This is a genomic window from Streptococcus lutetiensis, from assembly GCF_900475675.1.
Lineage (GTDB): Bacteria > Bacillota > Bacilli > Lactobacillales > Streptococcaceae > Streptococcus > Streptococcus lutetiensis.
The window spans coordinates 954,344-974,693 of the sequence record NZ_LS483403.1; the positions used below are offsets into that span (position 1 = coordinate 954,344).

A 20,350-nucleotide genomic window follows, 5' to 3' on the forward strand; every position below is an offset into this window, starting at 1 on the left:
ATAATTTCTAATTTAAGATATTTGACTTCTTCAAAAGAGCGTCAATTTTGTCTTCAAGACGAGAAACATCTTCTTTGGTAGCATATTGAACAGGTTTTGTTTTAGCATTTAATTGATCTAAAAAAGCTTGTGCTTCATCTTCACTTCGACGTTTTAGTTCAGACTGCAATTCTTTTCCTTCGCCAACAGTGAGGCGTCCTTTTTTGACTAACTCTTTTACAAAAGCGTCAGCTTTTTCCAAAGTCATAGACGTCAAACCAATACCGGCTAAGAGAACTTTTTTCAATTCTTCCATGATTAATTCCTCCTTGAATGACTAAATTTACATTATGTTTACCCTTTCATTCTACTACTTTTGAGATAAAATATCTAAAAGAAAAAGTTCTTTCACGAAAGTTTCTCAACTCAAATAAGCTCCGCGATTAACAAAGAAGATTAATTTGCCATGCGGAGCTTTTCTGAATTTATAAACAATTGTGTCTCATAGACTCTAAAACCACTTGCTAGCACAACCAAAAAAAAAGAGCTCTTGCTAAGTGATTTTATATCCCTATTATAATCAGCTAGCAAAAATGATTCTAACACTATCCTTCTTATTTATAATACTTTTATCTGATATAGTCTTGAAAATCTTTATGAAAACCTTTTCTAGAATACGCTTCCAATTTTCGGGTTATTCTGCTATAATAAAAGAGTAGTTAATACTATGTTATGATTAGAAGGGATATTATATGAAACAAGCAGATCCAGCTCACGAAATTAAAATAGATGAAAGCAAGCACCTTCTACCTTATGATTATTACAGTACAGTGGTTGAAAACGGACGTCCTGACGTTCTTTTCCACTGGCATCCAGAAGTTGAAATCAATTATATTTATGAAGGTTCAGCTCGCTTTCACATCGATTACGATTATTTTAACAGTCAAGCAGGTGATATTATCCTCATACGACCAAATGGGATGTACTCTATTCACCCGTTAGAAAACCAGAAACATGTCACTGATACTTTTCGCTTTCACTTAGACATGATTGGTTATTCTATTGTGGACCAAGTTAGTCTTCGTTACTTGCAACCTTTGCAGACTAGTCTTTATAAATTTGTTCCGCGCATTCAACCAGGAATGGAAGGCTATGAGGAAATCAAAGAATGTCTCTTCACCATTTTTGAGCTTTCAAAAAACGAAGGACGTCATTTTGAACTGCTACTCAAATCAAAACTTAATGAATTTCTATATTTACTCTTTTACTATCGTTACGTTCTTCGCAAGCACACTGATGATACTTATCGTAAAAATGAACAGATTCGTGAATTGATTGACTTTATCAATAACAATTATCAAAAGAATCTCTCTATTGATTACCTTTCTCAATTCATGGGATATAGTAAAACACACTTTATGGCGGTCTTTAAACAACATACGGGAAGCTCTTGTACTGAGTTCATCATTCAAGTTCGCCTGAACAAAGCTTGCGATATGTTGATTAACACCTCAAATCCAGTTCTTGAAATTGCTACGGCTGTTGGTTTTAATAACTTGTCAAATTTCAACCGACAATTTAAACGTTACTACGAACTAACACCAAGTCAATACCGCAAACAATTCAGTAAACGAAAAGAAAGTCGTGTCTTAATCAACCCTGCAAGAAAATCTCATTAAAAGCTGACTCATCTCAGCTTTTTTCTTATGTCTAAGCACATTAAAAAGGACGCTTTTGTACTGACCCCAAAAAGTTGGACAATAAATTATTGAAAGGATTTAGTTCTGTATTGCACAGGACTGAGTCCTTTTAATTTTGTCTTGATACGTTTATTGTTGTAATAAAAAATATAATCCGTAATGGCTTGTTCTAGCTTATCAAGCGACTTAAAAGTCTTTTCATAACCGTAAAACATCTCAGACTTTAAGATGCCAAAGAAGGACTCCATCATGCCATTATCTGGACTATTTCCCTTGCGTGACATAGATGGACGAATCCCTTTGGATGCCAAGAAATCATGATAAGACTGGTGTTGATATTGCCACCCTTGGTCGCTGTGAAGAATAGTTCCTTGGTAAGAGGTAGCCGGAAATGCTCTTTTAAGCATGGTTTGAACCTGTTTTAAATCAGGTGAGCGTGACAAGGTGAATTCAATAATCTCACTATTGTATCCATCAAGAACAGGGGATAAATAGAGTTTCCCTCTAATATTCGGTAAAGCGAATTCAGTGACATCTGTATAACACTTCTCATAAGGCTTAGCCCCTTCAAACTGACGTTGAATTAGATTATCAGCTTTCTTCCCAATCTCTCCCTTGTAAGACGAGTATTTACGCTTACAACGAGTACGAGCAGCGAGTCCCATGAGTTTCATTAACCGTTGAACCTTCTTATGATTGATAACAAATCCTCGGTTTCTTAGTTCTAAATGAATACGACGGTATCCATAATTGCCTTTATGGTCATCGTAAATGGTTTGAATCATCTCTTTGACCTTCTTATCTTTCTTAGCTCTATTAAACCGTTTCAACTGATAATAATAAGTAGAACGAGCTAGCTTAGCGGTTTTTAGTAAGAGGTCTAATCGAAATCCTCCTGAGACCAGTTCTCTAACTGTTTCCGCCTTTTGCGCTGTAAGGCTTCGTCCCTCAAGCGCAATTCCCTCAACTTTTTTAGATAAGCTACCTCGGTACGCAGACGCTCATTCTCTTCCAGAATATGCTCTAGCTCAGTCATTTCTTTACAAGTTTTCTTTGGTTTACGTCCCATCTTACTCGGTCTCCCTCGTTGTTTCTCAACAATAGTATACCCGTTTTTCTTGTATTGTGCTATCCAATTGGTGAGTAGGGATTGTTGGGGAAGAGCATAATCCAGTGATACGGTGAGCTGAGATTGACCTTCAATAAGAACTTTATTAATGATTTCCTGCTTTAATTTAGAGGGATAATACTTATTTTTCCCTTTTTTAACAACCTCAATACCATGTTTATTCATAAGCCGTACCATGTACTTAAGATTGGATAGACATACACCGTACTTTCGACTAATATAAGGCCAAGAAAAACCAGCTTGTCTTAACTGATATATTTCTAGTTTATCTTCATAACTTAATTTCATACAAAAACACCCCAATTGTTAGATTTTTTTCTGTCTAACTTTTGGGGTGCAGGTCACTTTAAGCGTCCTTTTTTTATTAAGCTAGTATTGTAAGAAGATAGTCACCAATATTAACACGTACATCTTGTGCTGTGAGAATATCTTCAAATTCTGTCGAATTAGTAACAATCACTGGTGAGATAACTGGAAGGTTAGCCTCACCAATTGTTGCCAAATCAAACTCAAGTAATTTTTGACCAGCGTCAACTTTATCACTAACCTGAACAATTGTATTGAAGCCTTTACCAGCAAGTGACACTGTATCCATACCAACGTGAATCAAGATTTCAGCACCATTTTCAGTACGCATACCGATAGCATATCCAGTTGGAAGACAAGAGTAATTTCACCAGCTACTGGAGCAACTACAGTACCGTCAATAGGATCAATAGCAATCCCTTTCCCCATAGCAGCAGACGCAAATACTTCGTCTGGAACATTTTCAAGTTTAACAACTTGACCAATCATTGGGCTTGCAATAATTTCTTGTTTTAATTCTTTAAGTTCAGCAACTGGTTCTGCCGCTTTGTCACCACTTACAGATTTAACATCAGGTCCACCGTAAAGATAAGGAATTTTAGTCAATTGTGTCAATACAAATTCAAGAACAAATGACATCAAAATGGCAATAAGGAAATACCAAACATTGTCTACATCTGTGTTTGCTCCTGCAGGAACATGTTTTGGAGTGAAGTATGATGGGATAGCAAAGTATCCCATACCACCCATTGTGTAAGCAGTTGTGTTAGAGAAACCTAAGAATGCTCCTTGAATAGCTCCAGCCACACATGTCATGATAAATGGTGTGCGCATTGGAAGTGTAATACCATAAATAACTGGTTCAGTAACCCAAAAGAGAGCTGAGATAAAAGCTAGAATAGTCAATTGTTTAACTTTATCTTCTTTTGTGCGAAGGAAAATGTTGAGAAGGGCAGCTGCTTCAGCAAAACAGATAGCTGTTGATGCGACAAGTAATGTACTCCAACCTTTTGTAGAGAAGTCCAAAATTGCAATTGGAACAAGACCCCAATGAAGACCAAGCATAACAAGGACTTGCCACAAAGCACCAAGTAAAATACTAAAGACAATTGGACTAAAGCGATAAATATTAGTGAAGATAACACCGATAGGGTTAGATGCCCAGTTCATAACAGGACCAATTGCCAAATAAGCAAGTGGAACAGTGATTAAGATAACAAAGAATGGTACAACGAAGACTTTAACCACATCAGGAATGATTTTCTTGAAGAATTTTTCAATTTTTGAACCAACTCAAACTGTTAAGATAATTGGAAGAACTGTTTGAAGGTAACTTGATGATGGGAAGATAACTGGAAGTCCTAAGAAATCAACATTTCCATTTGCGAAACTTGCTGCAATATTTGGATAAATCAAAGCAAAGCTTAGTGCTAAAGCATTGAATTGTTCCATTTTGAAACGTTTTGCTGCTGTTAATACCAAGATAACCGGCAAGAATTGGAAGAAGCTAACACCAGCGGCATTTAAAATAACATAAAGACCACTTGTTTCCTTCACTCCTACTGCTGCTAAAATGGCTACCAAACCTTTAATCATACCAGCAGCAGAAAGAGCTCCTAGCATTGGTTGGAAAAGTCCAGAAACCTAAGCAATGAATTAGTCGAAGAGATTTCCTTGAGGAACATCTCCTTCGTTAACATCAATACCACCTTCACCTTGGATAACGGCAACTTTTAAAACAGTGTCATAGACATCTGGAACATGGTTTCCAATAACCACTTGGTATTGTCCACCTGCTTTGACTACTGTCACAATACCATCTCGTTGTTTGAGATAATCGTCATCTGCTTTACTTTCATCCTTCAAGGTGAAACGTAAGCGAGTCACACAGTGAACTAATTTGAGGATATTGTCTTTTCCACCAACGTGAGCAACAATATCTTGTGCCAATTCAGTATAATCTTTAGCCATAAGTTGGCTCCTTTCTTAATGTTCTTTCCTAACAACAGAAAAAATCTAAATAAATACTAAACAATTTTCTACGCCAATATCTGTGGTAACGCCAAAACTATCTTGTATTTATTTAGGTTTTACCTACTTATCAGTAACAATCCTTTTAACAATTCTTGGTATAGCGTGCGCATATATTTTTTGAAAGCGCTTTTATGATATTTTTTACAATTTTTGACATTTTCATTTATCTCTGAAAGCTGACCACCTTTTAAAACTTGAAATTATAACACCTTTCACAAGTTTTCAAAAAAATTTCACACAAGATTTTTATTAAAAAAATCCTCCCGACCTTAGTCGAGAAGATTCTTAATGATTAATTACTACTTGTTTCCAGTCGTTGAATGTGAATGGTGATATAGACTTGTTCATCTCGACTCATTGGAAAATTGTGTGAGCTTTCGATATAATTCTTGATTTTTTCAGAGCAAGAAAAAGCTTTTGGGTAATTCAGCTTCACTTGTTCATACAAAAAACAGTCATTTTTACCTTACACCACTCCATTGACGACACGTTGCGCAAAATACTGAATATGAGTCACAAAACGATTATAGCTGACAGAATCTTCATCAGAAAACGTTTCTGTAAGACAAACGAACAATCCCTAAAATATCTGTCACAATCTTTGAAATTTGATAGCTTTGCTTAACCAGACCAGAGTCTTTCTGAGCATTAATAAAATGCAGTGCAATTGGTGAAACTTCATCATCAGGCAGAATAACACCTAGCTTTTCAAAGACAATCTTAAGGGAATCACGACCAAGCTGATACTTCTTTGAAAAAAATTTACGAATCTCCCAAGACAAAGGATTTTGCACAATGGTGTTCTCACGACTTCGCTGAAGTGTGTAATGCAAATGATCTGCAAGAGTAATGTAAAATGCTGTGTCAAAATTAGTTTCTATTACTTCTTGACTATGTTTGATAATATCAAGAACAACCTCTATCTCTACTGGTGACAAGTCGATATAAACACGCATCAACTCATGTGTAGTAGAGCTATCTTGCATAACGAATGTTTTTTCAACTAAAGAAGTATCAATCTCGTCACCTGACTTCTTTTGAAAACCAAGTCCTCTCCCCATGACGATGATCTCTTCTCCCTCCCCCTTAGCCAAAACAAGATTGTTATTATAGACTTTATCTATCCTCATTATCTACTACTCCCTCAAAAAAATTCAGAAAGAAAAGGCAAAACTAGCGTACACAAAAGGCACTGTGTTTTTACGCACAAATGCTTCCTATGCACACTAGGTTTTGCCTGCTTAACCAGTAACAATCCTCTTACTGTATCAATTTTACCAAAAATCCCCTTAAAATGAAAAGGGATACAAAAATATTTTATTAACATATTTACATCAATAATTTGCGAATTTTTCCAATTTCTGGTTCATTAACCACCAAGAAAATTGTATCACCAGCATTTAAAACAGTGCTTCCGCAAACCACTTCTGATTTCTTGCGATGAATCTGAGTTGTAATCAAAACGTTTTTAGGAAGAGTCAAATCACGAACACGTTTGCCAGCGATTTTATCTGACACGGTTAACTCAATAAGCGTTGGTTCAATAACTTCGCGGTCTTTTGTAATGGATAAATTTGCCAACATCGCCTCATAGATTGGCTCACCTTTTAGAAGATCCATTACAATGTAAGCTACCAAAGTAACGACTGCAATAGTCATCAGTTGTCGGAAATCTCCTACCATTTCTGTTACCAAAATAATGGCAGTCAGCGGAGCTTTTGAAATAGCCCCAAAATAACCAGCCATACCAAGAACGAGAAAATTAACAAGGACAGATGTACTGATAAAGCCAATTTGGTGCATGCCTAGACCAAAACCAAAACCTAATAACGACCCCAAAGTCAAAATCGGAAGGAAAATCCCACCCGGTAAACCACTGGCATAACTAAACGTACTCCAAACAAAGCGGATAAGAAAGTACAAGCAAACCACTGCAAAAGTCAAATGACTAGTTGACAATGATGTAATCAAGCCATTTCCGCCACCTAATAATTGAGGGTAGAAATAACCAATTGGCAGAATCAAGATAGCCACAAAAATACCATAAAAATAATTGGGAACGTGACAAATTTTGCCTAAGAAGTCATAAAATAGATTCGCATTCAAGGTTACTTTTTCGTAAAGATAACCCATTATACCTAAAAATGCTCCTAAAGGCAAAAGCATCCAATAATAATGTAAAGGCAAAATAACAAGATCACTTGGCATGGCAAGCACAGGAGTCAAACCAAAGATATTTAACGAAATAAAATTGGCAACCAAGCTCGCAACCAGCGCTGAAATCCAAACCAAACGCGAAAAATGATGATAAATTTCTTCAACAACAAAAAGAAGACCTGCAATTGGAGCATTAAAGGCAGCTGACAAACCTGCTGCTGCACCACTAGCAATCAAGACACGTTGTTCCATGCGCTGTGCTTTCAATGATTTCGCTACACCTTTTCCGGCCATTGCCCCAAGTTGAATACTTGGGCCTTCACGCCCTAGCATGAATCCCATTGAAATGGCTAGGACACCGCCAATGAATTTTTTCCAAAGAACAGACCACCAATCAGGATGAAGTAAGCCTTTCAACTCTCCTTCGACGTGAGGAATCCCAGAGCCTTTAATATCTGGATCAGATTTAACCAAAAATCCAATAGCAATGACAACAATCACACTCACTAGTAAAATCAAACCTAGTAAAGCTGGATTTTCATGCGAGAGTTGATAACACTTGACCACTTGCGCGAAAATCTTAGCAATCAAGAGTCGAAAAAGACTGACCATGCTTCCGGAAACACATCCTACAATAACACCACGCCACACAAAGCTAAGGATTGAGGATAACGAAAATTCGTACTCTCTACGATAACTTTCCATTTAAAACTCCGATCTAATCAAATTGAAAATATCATATTAGTTTCAACTATTTTTCAAAAAATAACCCACTACTATTCTATCAAATCTTAAAGCTGATTTCGAGCATATTTAAAAAGAGTTCGGAAATTCTTCCAAACTCTTTTGATATCATTTGTGATACATTTTAAATTGTAAGTATAAATCGTTATAAATACCAAGCCATTTTTGGCCAAGGTTATCATAAACTTCCAAATGGTTAAAGGTTTCTTCAGATGGATAGAAAGCTTTATTTTCTTTAATGTCATTTGGCAAAAGTTTCTTGGCTTCTGTATTTGGTGTGGCATAACCGATGTATTCTGCATTTTGCGCAGCGTTTTCAGGCTGCAACATGAAGTTGATAAAAGCGTAAGCTTCTTTAATGTGCTTAGCTGTTTTTGGAATCACTAAGTTGTCAAACCAAAGGTTAGACCCTTCGCTAGGCACCACGTAGTGAAGGTGTTCATTTGAATTAAGCATCTCACTAGCTTCACCTGAGAATGTGACTCCAATCGCAGCATCATCATTAATCATGTAACCTTTCATCTCGTCACCGACAATAGCTTTGATATTTGGTGTTAGGTCATCAAGTTTCTTTGAAGCGGCATTTAGCTCAGTCATCGATTTGCTATTTAGGCTGTAGCCAAGAGTTCCAAGACCGATTCCCATTGCTTCACGAGCACCATCAACCAGCATGATGTCATTCTTGTATTCTTGTTTCCATAAGTCTGACCAATGTTCTGGCGCTTTATCAACCATAGTATCATTATAGACGATACCAAGTGTTCCCCAGAAATATGGGACTGAATAATCATTATGCTTGTCAAAACTCATGCCCATGAATTTTGAACCGATGTTATCTAAGCCTTTGATTTGAGATTTATCTAATTTGATGAGCAAATGTTCTTTTCTCATCTTATCAATCATGTAATCTGACGGCACGGTGATGTCGTAAGTTGTTCCACCTTGCTTAATCTTGGTATACATAGACTCATTAGAATCAAAGGTTTCGTACTGAACCTCGATACCTGTTTCTTTAGTGAATTTTTTAATTATTTCTGGGTCAATATAATCACCCCAGTTGTAAATGACTAATTTATCAGATTGACTTGATGAACTTGATATTTTTTGCATATAAACTGAAACACCAAATAGAATCAAGGTTACCGCAACAAGCCCTAGGAAAAATGTGTATAATTTACGCATTGTTTTCTCCCTTCTTATCTTGTGAAATAAAGTAATAACCAATTACCAGCAAGATACTGAAGATGAAGACAATGGTTGAAAGAGCGTTAATCTCAAGTGAGATTCCACGTCTTGCACGTGAGTAAATTTCAACAGAAAGAGTTGAGAAACCATTTCCTGTAACAAAGAAAGTTACCGCAAAGTCATCAAGGGAATAAGTGAACGCCATAAAGAAGCCTGAAATGATGCCAGGTGTTAAATATGGCAGCATGACTTCTTTTAACATTTGCCATGGCGTTGCACCCAAATCATAAGCTGCATTAATCATATCATCATTCATTTCCTTAAGTCGTGGCAAGACCATAAGCACCACAATTGGAATTGAAAAGGCAATATGACTAAGCAAAACTGTCATAAATCCAAGATTAAAATGGAAAATATCTGCCAAGCGCGTAAAAAGAATCAAAAAGCTTGCACCAATCATAACATCAGGTGCCACCATCAAAATATTATTCATCGATAAAATAGATTGTTGGTGCTTACGACGAGCTTGATAGATGAAAATAGCTCCAAAAGTCCCAATCACTGTCGCCAAAATTGAACTTAAAAAGGCTAAGAAGAATGTCTGAATCAGAATAAGCATCAAGCGACTATCCGCAAACATTTCTGAATAGTGTTCTAGGGTAAATCCAGTGAAGCTATTCATATCACCGCCTTGATTAAATGAATAGAAAATCAGATAAGCGATTGGAATATAGAGAATAACAAAGACTAAAGCTAGATATAAATTCGCAAATTTTTTCATTTTCGTCTCTCCTTAGTCATCCACATAATCACAAGCATTGCCATGATTAAAATCACACCGATGGTTGAACCCATTCCCCAGTTTTGTGTTGTCAAGAAGTGCTGCTCAATTGCTGTCCCCAGTGTAATTACACGGTTACCACCAATCAAACGAGTCAACATAAACAAGCTAAGGCTTGGGATAAAGACTGATTGTACCCCACTTCTCACACCATTTAGTGATAAAGGAAAGACAACCTTTGTAAAGGTTTGGAAGCCATTTCCGCCTAAATCGTGACTCGCATTGATGAGATTGGTATCAATATCATCAAGAGCATTGAAAATCGGTAAAATCATAAATGGAATTTCAATGTAAGAAGCAACAAAAATAAATGAAAAATCTGTAAATAAAATTTGTTTTGGACCAATACCGACAAATGATAAGAAGGCGTTAACGCCACCGTGTTGACCAAAAATCCCCATAAAAGCGTAAGCTTTTAATAACAGATTGATCCAAGTTGGTAAAACCACAAGCATCAACCACAACTGCTTGTGCTTAAGCTGTGTCAAAAAATAAGCTGTCGGGTAAGAAATCAACAAAGTAACTAGGGTAATGATGGCAGCATACAAAACTGAGTTAAAACTCATTCGAAGATAAGTCCAAGAACTAAAGAACGTCTTGTAATTATCCAAGGTAAAATTCCCTTGGATATCAAAGAAAGACTGCCATAAAATCAAAATGACGGGAGCAATGACAAACAGTAACAACCATAAAATATATGGAATCGAGAAGAACTTATTTTTCTTCATTGCGCTCCTCCTCGATGGCATGAATTAAACCTTCTTCATGCTCTTCCATTTCAACGTATTCTTCAATACGCGCATCGAATTCTTCTTCTGTTTCATTCAAGCGCATGATATGAATATCTTCAGGTGTAAAATCAAGTCCAATGACTTCCCCTTCGATGGCTTTACGTGTTGAGTGAATCAACCATTCGTTGCCAAGCTCATCATGAGCAATGATTTCATAGTGTACCCCACGGAAAAGTTGGGTATCAACTTTCACACGTAATTTACCTTCTTCAGGCATTGTGATTTGTAGATCTTCTGGACGAATAACCACTTCAACCGCTTCATTTGGACGCATACCACCATCAACCGCTTCAAAACGTTTGCCATTAAACTCAACCAAATAGTCTTCAATCATCTTACCAGGAATGATATTAGACTCACCGATGAAGGTTGCCACAAAATTGTTAATTGGCTCGTCATAAATATCTACTGGTGTACCTGATTGGACGATTTCACCATCATTCATAACGAAAATCCAGTCTGACATTGCCAAAGCTTCCTCTTGGTCGTGGGTGACGAAAACAAAAGTAATACCAAGACGTTGTTGCAATTCACGAAGTTCGTATTGCATCTCTGTACGCAACTTCAAATCCAAGGCTGATAAAGGTTCATCAAGCAAAACCACGCGAGGTTCATTGATGATAGCACGCGCAATCGCGACACGCTGACGCTGACCACCAGATAACTTTTGAATCTGGCGATTCTCAAAACCAGCCAAACGTACCATTTTAAGAGCTTCTTCCACTCGTCGTTCAATTTCTTTTTTGTCGACTTTTTTTAATTTTAGAGGAAAAGCGACATTTTCAAAGACATTCATGTGGGGGAAAAGGGCATAATTTTGAAAAACGGTATGAACATCACGTTTATTGATTGGAATATCATTGATACGCTCTCCATCAAGGAAAACATCACCTGTAGTTGGTTGTAACAGACCAGCAATGATATTTAAAATGGTTGATTTTCCGGAACCTGAAGCACCAAGAAGGGTATAAAATTTTCCTTCTTCTAACTCAAAGTTAATATCCTTTAAAACAACTGTACCGTTATCTTCAAATACTTTTGATACGTTTTTAAATGCAATAATTGGATTAGTCAATTCTCATAAAACCTCCATGGAGCTTCTTTAATCTTTTTTCTCGCCGATAATGCGAACTTCCCGCTCTAAACGAACGCCTGAATTTTTCTCAACTGTGTCAATAACGTAAGCAATCAGATCTTCATAATCTTGAGCTGTACTATCAGCGACATTTACCATAAAGCCTGCGTGTTTTTTACTAACTTCAACGCCACCAATACGGTGTCCTTTAAGGTTTGCTTCTGTGATTAATTGCCCAGCAAAGTGTCCGACTGGACGTTTGAAGACAGACCCACATGATGGGTATTCAAGGGGTTGTTTTAATTCACGTAAGTGAGTTAAACGTGCCATTTCTTGCTCAATCAAGACATAGTCGCCTGGTTTAAGGGCAAATTTTGCTGAAATAACAATATCACCGCTATCTTGAACCGCTGAATGACGGTAACCAAACTTCATATCACGAGCTTCAATTGTCTTAACTTTACCTTCTTTGGTAAGAACTTGAGCTGATACCAAGACATGTGAAATTTCTCCGCCATAAGCACCTGCATTCATGAAGACTGCACCACCAATGCTACCTGGGATACCACAAGCAAATTCAAAACCTGTTAAACTGTGATATTTAGCAATACGGGTTGTCTCCACCAAGTTAGCACCAGCTTCTGCTTCAATCACATAGCCGTTAACTGTGACTGTATTTAATTTGTCAAACATGATAACAAAACCACGGATACCGCCATCACGAACAATGATGTTACTAGCATTTCCAAGCACCATCCATGGAATATTATTTTTATTAGCAAATTCAACAATACGAATCAATTCATATCGATTACGTGGAAAAGCGAGATAGTCCGCTGGACCTCCCACTTTCGTGTAAGTATATTTTTTTAAGGGTTCGTTAACTCGAATATCAATCCCTTTTAATTCATCATATAAAAATTCTAACATTTTCTTCCAACTCTAAAACTATTAATCAAAATTGTAGTCATCGTTTGATTAAAATCAACTAATACCCTTACCAATACTATTAGCTCATTTATGATCAAATGATTTTATTAGCAACTAAGCTACTAAAAAATCGGCATAAAACCGACCTTAATTATAACAAAAAAATCAGCTTTTGACGATATTTACGACTGAAGTTTTCGCACTTCTTCAAGATTTAATGTTTTTAAATAAGATGTAATAGAATGACCACAAATTTCAAGTGACGGAGCAATCTCAAAAAGCGGTACAAGGACAAAAGCACGCTCTGTCATGTAGGGATGCGGCACCTTAAGGCTTTCTGTTGCGATATGCTCGCTGCCATACAAAAGAATATCAATATCAATTGTACGAGGTCCCCAATGTTCATAGCGAACACGGTGCAAATTCTTCTCGATTTGTTGACACTCTATCAATAATTGCTGAGCAGCTAATTCTGTTTTTAATTGACAACAAATGTTCAAAAAATTATCTTGGTCCGTCTTACCCCAAGCTACTGTTTCATAAAATGAGGAAACAGCAGCAAGCGATGTTTGTGGCAGTTGATTTAGACGTTCAAGAGCCGCTTCAAGATAGGCTTTTTTATCACCAATATTACTGCCTAAACTTAAATAAACGCTAATCATACTCTCTCCCGTTCTAGCTCAATACCAACAGAATCATAATGCCCATTAATAGGTGGATTTTCCTTGGAAATTTTTAAAGTAATTGCTTGAACTGGCAGAAACTGCTCAAAAATGTCCTGGCAAATTGCCCCAGCCAGACGTTCAATCAAAATGTATTTATTTTCTTCAACTTGTTTTTTGATAGCTTCAAAAACTAAACCATAATGAACAGTATCTTCTAAACAGTCTGAGTATGAGGCTTTTGTCAAATCAACCGACAAGGTGCAATCCACAACAAAAATTTGCCCTAATGTTTGCTCTTCTGCAAAAGCACCATGGTAACCATAAAAACGGCATCCTTTTAAATGAATTTTATCCATATTATTGGTAACAAAGAAGAAAGTCTGAGATACTTTTCTCAAACTCTTTCTTATCCTCTTACTCCTTTCAAACGAGTTGGCTAATCACTTTAACAATATCGCGATTGAGATCAACATTATGCACGCGGACGATTTGACAACCTTTAGTAATTGCCCAAGCTGACAATGCCGCTGTTCCCATATCACGCTCAAGAGCTGCTGTCCCGCCACCTAGTAGATAATCTACTGTGCGTTTACGGGAAATACCAAAAAGAACTGGGTATCCAAGCTGACAAACAGCATCCAAGCCTTGCAAAAGTTCAATGTTTTGTGCTTCATTTTTAGCAAAACCAAATCCTGGATCAATCCAGATATTTTCTTTAGCAACCCCTGCATCCAAAGCTGCTTTAGCACGTTCTACTAAAAACTCACAAACTTCCTTAGTAATATTGTCATACTTTTCTTCTTTTTGATTGTGCATCAAAATAATTGGCACGTTTTTTTCAGCAGCAAGCGCAAGCATTTCCCCATCGTAAAGTCCTGCCCAAACATCATTCAAGATATCTGCACCTGCTTCTAAGGCAGCACGCGCAGTTTCTGTTTTATAGGTATCGATGCTGACCAAAACATCAAATTTCTCTTTGAGAGCTTTGATGACTGGTACGACACGATTGATTTCATCTGCTGCCTCAACAAAAGTATAACCTGGTCGAGTTGATTCACCACCAACATCGATAATTTTTGCCCCTTCAGTAATCATTTTATCTGCTTGCTCAAGCGCTTTCTCAACTGATGTGTAGGAACCACCATCAGAGAAAGAGTCAGGGGTAACATTTAAAACTCCCATGATACAAGCTTTGCCATCAATGTCATGTTTACCGATTTTCATTATGATCTCCTTAGCAATTCAATACCTTAAGAAATTATTTTCCTAAAATCAAAGATAGGATTTCCTTACGTTCTTCATGGTCTTCTTTAAAAATCCCTTTAGCGACAGTTGTCACCGTTTTGCTTCCTGGTTTTTTAATACCACGCATAGTCATGCACATGTGCTCTGCTTCAATCATGACAAAAATGCCTTTTGGATGAAGAGCTTCTTCCAATGCTGTAGCCACTTGGTCAGTCAAACGTTCTTGCAACTGTGGACGTTTACTTGCTACCTCAACAGCACGGGCTAATTTACTAAGACCTGTTACGCGACCAGCACTTGGCAAATAAGCAACATGAGCTTTTCCATAAAAAGGAACCAAGTGGTGCTCACACATTGAGTAAAACGAAATATCTTTGACGAGAACAGCCTCATCATGATTTTCGGTAAACACAGCTGTAAATTGATCTTTAGGATCTTCATTCAAGCCTGAAAACATCTCTTGATACATTTTTGCAACACGTTTAGGCGTATCTAGTAAGCCCTCACGTCTTGGATCTTCTCCTAGAGCTTCTAAGAGTTGGTAAACTGCTGCTTCGAGTTTTTCTTGATTTGCCATTTTATTTTCCAATCTTTTTATTTTTTCTATTATAGCTTAATTTTGCTGTCTTGACAAAAGTACAGGACGCACTTGTGAAATGAAGTAAAGTGAGCCAGTAATAAGATAAAAATCATCCTGACTATCTAAATCAATCTGCTTAAGCCAATCTTGCCAATTGGCTACTTTATAGTATTGGCTTGGGTATTTTTCCAAAGGCAGTGCATTGTGATAAACAAAAGTTGTCACATCCACATCAGCTAGCTGACTAAGTAACTCAAGCATTGAATCAATTGGCTTGGTGTCAATGGCCGCAAATAAAATATGCAAATGCTTATCTTTGTACTTTTGCATAACACTAACCAGTGCTTGAACACTTTCGTTGTTATGCGCCCCGTCAATCATAACATTTGGATAGACTAATTCTGTACGACCTACCCAATGTGTATTAGCTAGACCAGTCTTGATGATTTCCGTAGTCACTTTTGGATAACGTTCACGCAACTGAAGAGCCGCCGTAATCGCTAGACTTGCATTACTAATCTGGTGTTTTCCAGGCATGGCTAAGTTAACTTGATTGAGTATTTCTTTACCACGATAATCAAAACCGTTTTCATTTTCTGAAGCAGAAAAATCCTTACCAAACTCATAAAGGCTGCTATGACATGTTTTTGCCTTCTCAGTGAAAACTTGACGAACATCATCACGCTCAGTCGCAAAGATAAATGGAACTCCTTCTTTTAAAACCCCTGCTTTTTGCGCAGCTATTTCCGCATAAGTCTGCCCAAGAATATTCTGATGATCTAAGCCAATTGATGGGCAAAGAACCGCTAAGGCTTTGAAAACATTGGTTGAGTCGTAAAGGCCACCCATTCCAGCCTCGATAATCGCGATGTCAACTGGGTGCATGTGCCCAAAATATTCAAACATTAAAATAGTAATAACTTCAAATTCTGTAGCTGGTTCTAAGTCAGTTTCAACAGATAAACGCTCCACAACAGGGCGAACGCGCTCCACCAATTTAAGAAAATCAGCCTCAGAAATCATTTGCTCATTTAAGCTAATACGTTCGCGAAAATCAACAATATATGGTGACGTAAATATCCCAACTTCATAACCAGCTAGTGAGAAAATGTGTTGTAAATAGCTGGTAACTGATCCTTTACCATTTGTCCCAACAACGTGGACAGCGGCAAGCTTTTCCTGAGGATTATCAAGTTCTTCAAGCATCCAAGCCATTCGCTCTAATCCAGGCTTGATTCCAAATTTTAACTTGCCACGAATCCAATCTAAAGCTTCTTGATAATTCATTTGATGAATGTCCTACTATGACCAAAAGTTGCTGACATTAAAAATAAGATTGAGACATTTACCTCGAAATTTTTCAATGATAAGCTTTTAGCGCATATACCTTTCTCTTATAAAATTACAATAACACTTCTATTATAGCACAAGGAAAGTCGATAGAAACGATTTCTAAAAGAAGCTTTGCTATTTATTCAAAGTGATTTCATAAACGCCACGAACACTATTACAAGCATAAACGTGATTAGCTTTCTTTAAATCATCTTTTGTCAAATATGCTTCAAACACGCGACCTTCCTTGATTAATTTTTGCCTGCAAATGCCATCTAAAATACCCACATCAACCGAGGGCGTATACCTTTTCCCATCAATTTCTAAAGTGAGATTACTAATAGTCGTTTCCTGCAGATAACCCTTATTAGAAATAAAGATAGACTCACCAGATAAACTTTGTAAATGCAGACGATAGGTCGTCTTAAAATAAGTAAACGGACTGTCAATTGACTCACTGTGATGAACCAGCTCAGCTTTCAGATAATTTTCTGGCAGGTCTCTAAGTTATGCTAGCTGGAACTGAATAGCACCAGTTTGCTTCACTAAAATTCGCAAACAATAGTCAGCATCATCTAATTCCTCAAGCTGCTTAGACAGCTTTGCTAAAAAATTTTATTTTGAGAACGGGTAAGCAAAATACCTTACCGACTCTTTTAAACGCTTGATGTGTTCATCTAAATCCACCATTTGCTTATGAGATACCCTAGCGATTGTGATTATGTCAAAGTCAGGTTGATTGCGATATAAAACCGCAGCCTTATCACAAGCCTCTTTATACTCATCATCACAAGCACTCCCCCAAGTAATGCCGCCACCAGCCCCATAAATAGCCTGATTACCTGGTTTTTGAATGATACAGATACCGATATTAAAGATAGCATCTCCATTCAGCAGACAAATCCCAATCGTCCCACAATAAACGCCTCGAGGTTGCTTTTCTAACTGATTGATAATCGCCATTGTCGCAATCTTTGGAGCTCCGATAATTGGCCCACAGTGAAAAAGGGCAGAAAAATATCTAAAAGACTTTTATCTGATTGCAACTGACTTTCAATGGTTGAGGTCATTTGCCAAACCGTTGAGTATTGTTCAACCTCACAAAGTTTTGTTACCTTAACGCTACAGATTTCTGAAATGCGTCCCATATCCTTACGTAGCAAATCAACAATCATCATGTTTTCAGCACGATTTTTACTATCATTTGCCAGCCAGATTTTATTTCCCAAATCTTCTTTAGTGCTGTAACCGCGAGTAATCGTTCCCTTCATCGGACGCGTTATCAAACGATTTCCTTTTTTCTTAAAAAACAGCTCTGGACTAACAGACAAAATAGCAAAATCATCGTGCTGGATATAGCAGTTGTAGGCTGCTTCTTGGGCAATGACTAAGTGATTATATAAAGTAAAAGCATCTTCCTCAAGCAGACTAGATAACTGCAAAGTGTAGTTAACTTGGTAGGTATTTCCTTGCCTAATTTCTTCTTTAATCCTAGCAATAGCTCTCTCATAATCGCCTTTACTCGTTCTTGATTACCATGATTTTGGCAATTGAATATTTTTTTGAGATTGACACGGGAAAGGCTCTTTTTTAACTTCTTGATGAACCGTAAAATAAGCCAAATACTCACCAGAAAGAGGGGAAGATTTGACCGAAAATTTCTCATCAAAGGCTTTAGCGGCTTCATAACTCACGTAACCAATGACATAATATCCTTGCTTTTGGTAATTCTCTACCTCTTGCAAAGTGTCTTTAACTTCCCTTACCGACTTAGCAGAAAGTTCAGTCAAGGGATTTTCAAAAATCAAACGTTGCCCTAATTCCTTAAAATCAACAACAGTTTTTTTGTGCATGTCAGCTCCAAACTACTTATTTTTACGCATTACAATAATTTGTCCTAAAATAAAGACAGCAATGGCAATCCAGATAAAGATAAATCCTTTTAATTGTCCTACAGCTATTGTTTCTTTAAAAATAAGAACCGCAATAATCAACTGAATCGTCGGGTTAATGTATTGGATAAACCCAATAATATTTAAAGGTGCTCGCTTAACTGCCTCTGCAAATAAAAGCAAAGGAATTGCCGTCACCACACCAGAAATTACCAACAAAACATTCTCCAGCAAAGTATAATCAAGCATGCTTTCCTTACTAAAAGCAATCAAATAAATGATGACAAAAGGCATCACTAGACTACTTTCAACTAGCATAGCAACATCACTGGATAGTCGAACATTTTTCTTAACCAAGCCATATAAGCCAAAAGATAAGGCTAAAACAATCGAAACTAGTGGCACTTGACCTGTGTCAAAAGCAAGCATTCCAACCCCGAATCCTGCAATAGCAATTGCTAAAAGCATCCAAGAACTTAAACTTTCGTGCAAAAAAATCATAGCAAGTAAAATGGAAACAAGCGGCATAATATAATAACCAAAACTCGCCTGAGTTGCTTGACCATGCGCCACTGCATAGATGTAAGTCAGCCAATTAATAGCAATCAAAAGGCTTGCTAGAACCATCATGAATAATTTCTTCCTATCAGCTATCAAACTACCAATCTCACTCAGATAACACCTATGATTCCGAGATATCAGCATATAAAGTAACATGGTAACAACTGTGAAAATGATACGATAAGAAAAGGTGTTATATGAACTAACACCTGAAAGTAATTTCCAATAAAGGGACAAAAAGCCCCACAAAATATAAGTTACTAAGCCGAGTAGAAAACCTAAATTAGTCTTTTTCAACAAAAACTCCTTTAGTATCTACGTGTAAAGCAACCACTTCACCGTCCAAGCCGAGTGAGTGAACAGCCTCTAAAACCTTACTTTCTTGCTCTTTTGGAGCTAAAACCATAACTGTTGGTCCAGCACCAGAAAGGTAAGTCGCATAAGCACCCGCTTGATGCACTTTTTCTTTAATCTGAGCAAATTCTTTTACTAGTTTTTGACGGAAACGTTCATGGAAAAGATCTGCTTCAATCGCTTTTCCAGCTTTTTCCAAATCACCTGTCAAAAGAGCTGCGATAGCAACATTGGCAATAGACGAGGCAGCTACAGCTTCCTTGTATGAAAATTGAACAGGAAGCACATTACGACTATCACTTGTCTTTAATTCATAATTTGGAATAAAAGCTACAAATGATGCCTCTGGGAAAGTCGCAACAGCACTATTTACTTTTCCATCAACGTATGATGACACCACAAGATTTCCAAAAATAGCAGGTGCTACATTATCTGGGTGACCTTCGATTTTAGTTGCTAGCGTAAGCTTTTCATCATCTGACAAGTTCAAGTCAGCCAATTGATTGGCTAACTCAATACCTGCCACAATAACTGAAGACGATGACCCTAAACCACGTGCCAATGGAATATCTGAAATCATCTTAATACAATGTGGTTTTAAATCTGATTTAACTTGCAAAGCTGTCGTGATCAAAAGGTTCGTTTCATCACTTGGAACATCACCCAAATCATGCAAAACTTCCCATTTATCAGCGGCTTCTAAAACCTCGATTGTCAAATACTTAGAAACCGCAACACCGACAGAATCAAATCCAGGTCCAACATTAGCAGAGGTTGCTGGTACTGTAATTTTCATATCACTATAATCGCTCAAAAATGAGCCTTCCTTTCACCTTTAAACTTATCGTTC

General features: G+C 37.2%; 18 protein-coding genes and 3 pseudogenes. 1 reads left to right on the forward strand and 20 read right to left on the reverse strand.

Annotation, left to right across the window (positions count from 1 at the left end):
* Positions 1-7: 7 nt before the first annotated feature.
* Positions 8-295 (reverse strand): phasin family protein, encoded by a 288-nt coding sequence (locus DQN23_RS04875; protein ID WP_020916869.1) that lies wholly within the window; start codon positions 293-295, stop codon positions 8-10.
* Positions 296-731: 436 nt separating this feature from the next.
* Here DQN23_RS04875 and DQN23_RS04880 point away from each other — a divergent pair, with 436 nt between their 5' ends.
* Positions 732-1,658, forward strand: coding sequence for an AraC family transcriptional regulator (locus DQN23_RS04880; RefSeq protein ID WP_020916870.1), 927 nt, complete (start codon positions 732-734; stop codon positions 1,656-1,658).
* Between the two features lie 86 nt (positions 1,659-1,744).
* Here DQN23_RS04880 and DQN23_RS04885 read toward each other — a convergent pair.
* The 19 genes and pseudogenes from DQN23_RS04885 to thrB form a co-directional block, all read right to left on the reverse strand.
* A protein-coding gene (locus DQN23_RS04885) for an IS3 family transposase (protein ID WP_111712835.1) occupies positions 1,745-3,096 on the reverse strand; the annotation gives its coding sequence in 2 pieces (ribosomal slippage) (positions 1,745-2,637 and positions 2,637-3,096; 1,353 coding nt in all).
* 76 nt (positions 3,097-3,172) lie between these two features.
* Positions 3,173-5,085: pseudogene (locus DQN23_RS04890) on the reverse strand (beta-glucoside-specific PTS transporter subunit IIABC).
* Positions 5,086-5,440: 355 nt separating this feature from the next.
* Positions 5,441-6,278: pseudogene (gene licT / locus DQN23_RS04895) on the reverse strand (BglG family transcription antiterminator LicT).
* A 199-nt stretch (positions 6,279-6,477) separates the two neighbouring features.
* Positions 6,478-8,010: a ClC family H(+)/Cl(-) exchange transporter gene (locus DQN23_RS04900; protein WP_020916873.1), complete on the reverse strand. Its 1,533-nt coding sequence runs from the start codon at positions 8,008-8,010 to the stop codon at positions 6,478-6,480.
* A gap of 147 nt (positions 8,011-8,157) precedes the next feature.
* Positions 8,158-9,231: an ABC transporter substrate-binding protein gene (locus DQN23_RS04905; protein WP_111712836.1), complete on the reverse strand. Its 1,074-nt coding sequence runs from the start codon at positions 9,229-9,231 to the stop codon at positions 8,158-8,160.
* Positions 9,224-10,015 (reverse strand): ABC transporter permease, encoded by a 792-nt coding sequence (locus DQN23_RS04910; protein ID WP_111712837.1) that lies wholly within the window; start codon positions 10,013-10,015, stop codon positions 9,224-9,226. Before DQN23_RS04910 ends, DQN23_RS04905 begins: the two co-directional genes overlap by 8 nt.
* A complete protein-coding gene (locus tag DQN23_RS04915) occupies positions 10,012-10,803 on the reverse strand; it encodes an ABC transporter permease (RefSeq protein WP_111712838.1) in 792 nt (263 codons plus the stop codon). The genes DQN23_RS04910 and DQN23_RS04915 overlap by 4 nt, the downstream gene beginning before the upstream one ends.
* Positions 10,790-11,941, reverse strand: coding sequence for an ABC transporter ATP-binding protein (locus DQN23_RS04920; RefSeq protein WP_020916877.1), 1,152 nt, complete (start codon positions 11,939-11,941; stop codon positions 10,790-10,792). The genes DQN23_RS04915 and DQN23_RS04920 overlap by 14 nt, the downstream gene beginning before the upstream one ends.
* Before the next feature lie 27 nt (positions 11,942-11,968).
* On the reverse strand, positions 11,969-12,871 hold the full coding sequence (murB, locus tag DQN23_RS04925) for a UDP-N-acetylmuramate dehydrogenase (protein WP_020916878.1): 903 nt from the start codon (positions 12,869-12,871) through the stop codon (positions 11,969-11,971).
* A 182-nt stretch (positions 12,872-13,053) separates the two neighbouring features.
* Complete coding sequence (gene folK / locus DQN23_RS04930; RefSeq protein WP_111712839.1) at positions 13,054-13,533, reverse strand: 2-amino-4-hydroxy-6-hydroxymethyldihydropteridine diphosphokinase; 480 nt, start codon at positions 13,531-13,533, stop codon at positions 13,054-13,056.
* Positions 13,530-13,892 (reverse strand): dihydroneopterin aldolase, encoded by a 363-nt coding sequence (gene folB / locus DQN23_RS04935; RefSeq protein ID WP_111712840.1) that lies wholly within the window; start codon positions 13,890-13,892, stop codon positions 13,530-13,532. The genes folK and folB overlap by 4 nt, the downstream gene beginning before the upstream one ends.
* A gap of 67 nt (positions 13,893-13,959) precedes the next feature.
* Positions 13,960-14,760: a dihydropteroate synthase gene (folP, locus tag DQN23_RS04940; protein ID WP_020916881.1), complete on the reverse strand. Its 801-nt coding sequence runs from the start codon at positions 14,758-14,760 to the stop codon at positions 13,960-13,962.
* A 34-nt stretch (positions 14,761-14,794) separates the two neighbouring features.
* Entirely contained in the window at positions 14,795-15,358 is a 564-nt protein-coding gene (folE, locus tag DQN23_RS04945) for a GTP cyclohydrolase I FolE (RefSeq protein WP_058832964.1), read from the reverse strand.
* Positions 15,359-15,394: 36 nt separating this feature from the next.
* A complete protein-coding gene (locus DQN23_RS04950; protein WP_111712841.1) occupies positions 15,395-16,648 on the reverse strand; it encodes a bifunctional folylpolyglutamate synthase/dihydrofolate synthase in 1,254 nt (417 codons plus the stop codon).
* A gap of 180 nt (positions 16,649-16,828) precedes the next feature.
* Positions 16,829-17,191, reverse strand: a complete 363-nt coding sequence (locus DQN23_RS09680) for an aminotransferase class IV (RefSeq protein ID WP_407697477.1) — start codon at positions 17,189-17,191, stop codon at positions 16,829-16,831.
* A 117-nt stretch (positions 17,192-17,308) separates the two neighbouring features.
* Positions 17,309-18,192, reverse strand: a pseudogene (locus tag DQN23_RS09685) (chorismate-binding protein).
* Between the two features lie 33 nt (positions 18,193-18,225).
* Positions 18,226-18,546 carry a hypothetical protein gene (locus DQN23_RS09690; RefSeq protein ID WP_407697473.1) on the reverse strand — a complete coding sequence of 107 codons (321 nt, stop codon included), beginning with the start codon at positions 18,544-18,546 and terminating at the stop codon, positions 18,226-18,228.
* Between the two features lie 12 nt (positions 18,547-18,558).
* Positions 18,559-19,443: an EamA family transporter RarD gene (rarD, locus tag DQN23_RS04960; protein WP_111712842.1), complete on the reverse strand. Its 885-nt coding sequence runs from the start codon at positions 19,441-19,443 to the stop codon at positions 18,559-18,561.
* Positions 19,430-20,296, reverse strand: coding sequence for a homoserine kinase (gene thrB, locus DQN23_RS04965; RefSeq protein WP_111713082.1), 867 nt, complete (start codon positions 20,294-20,296; stop codon positions 19,430-19,432). The genes rarD and thrB overlap by 14 nt, the downstream gene beginning before the upstream one ends.
* Positions 20,297-20,350 lie beyond the last annotated feature (54 nt).

What these genes read in the sequence shown, in the direction of transcription:
- DQN23_RS04875 (WP_020916869.1), bottom strand. Translation starts at nt 295, where the DNA reads ATGGAAGAATTGAAAAAAGTTCTCTTAGCCGGTATTGGTTTGACGTCT.
- DQN23_RS04880 (WP_020916870.1), top strand. Translation starts at nt 732, where the DNA reads ATGAAACAAGCAGATCCAGCTCACGAAATTAAAATAGATGAAAGCAAG.
- DQN23_RS04900 (WP_020916873.1), bottom strand. Translation starts at nt 8,010, where the DNA reads ATGGAAAGTTATCGTAGAGAGTACGAATTTTCGTTATCCTCAATCCTT.
- DQN23_RS04905 (WP_111712836.1), bottom strand. Translation starts at nt 9,231, where the DNA reads ATGCGTAAATTATACACATTTTTCCTAGGGCTTGTTGCGGTAACCTTG.
- DQN23_RS04910 (WP_111712837.1), bottom strand. Translation starts at nt 10,015, where the DNA reads ATGAAAAAATTTGCGAATTTATATCTAGCTTTAGTCTTTGTTATTCTC.
- DQN23_RS04915 (WP_111712838.1), bottom strand. Translation starts at nt 10,803, where the DNA reads ATGAAGAAAAATAAGTTCTTCTCGATTCCATATATTTTATGGTTGTTA.
- murB (WP_020916878.1), bottom strand. Translation starts at nt 12,871, where the DNA reads ATGTTAGAATTTTTATATGATGAATTAAAAGGGATTGATATTCGAGTT.
- folK (WP_111712839.1), bottom strand. Translation starts at nt 13,533, where the DNA reads ATGATTAGCGTTTATTTAAGTTTAGGCAGTAATATTGGTGATAAAAAA.
- folB (WP_111712840.1), bottom strand. Translation starts at nt 13,892, where the DNA reads ATGGATAAAATTCATTTAAAAGGATGCCGTTTTTATGGTTACCATGGT.
- folP (WP_020916881.1), bottom strand. Translation starts at nt 14,760, where the DNA reads ATGAAAATCGGTAAACATGACATTGATGGCAAAGCTTGTATCATGGGA.
- folE (WP_058832964.1), bottom strand. Translation starts at nt 15,358, where the DNA reads ATGGCAAATCAAGAAAAACTCGAAGCAGCAGTTTACCAACTCTTAGAA.
- DQN23_RS04950 (WP_111712841.1), bottom strand. Translation starts at nt 16,648, where the DNA reads ATGAATTATCAAGAAGCTTTAGATTGGATTCGTGGCAAGTTAAAATTT.
- DQN23_RS09690 (WP_407697473.1), bottom strand. Translation starts at nt 18,546, where the DNA reads ATGCACAAAAAAACTGTTGTTGATTTTAAGGAATTAGGGCAACGTTTG.
- thrB (WP_111713082.1), bottom strand. Translation starts at nt 20,296, where the DNA reads ATGAAAATTACAGTACCAGCAACCTCTGCTAATGTTGGACCTGGATTT.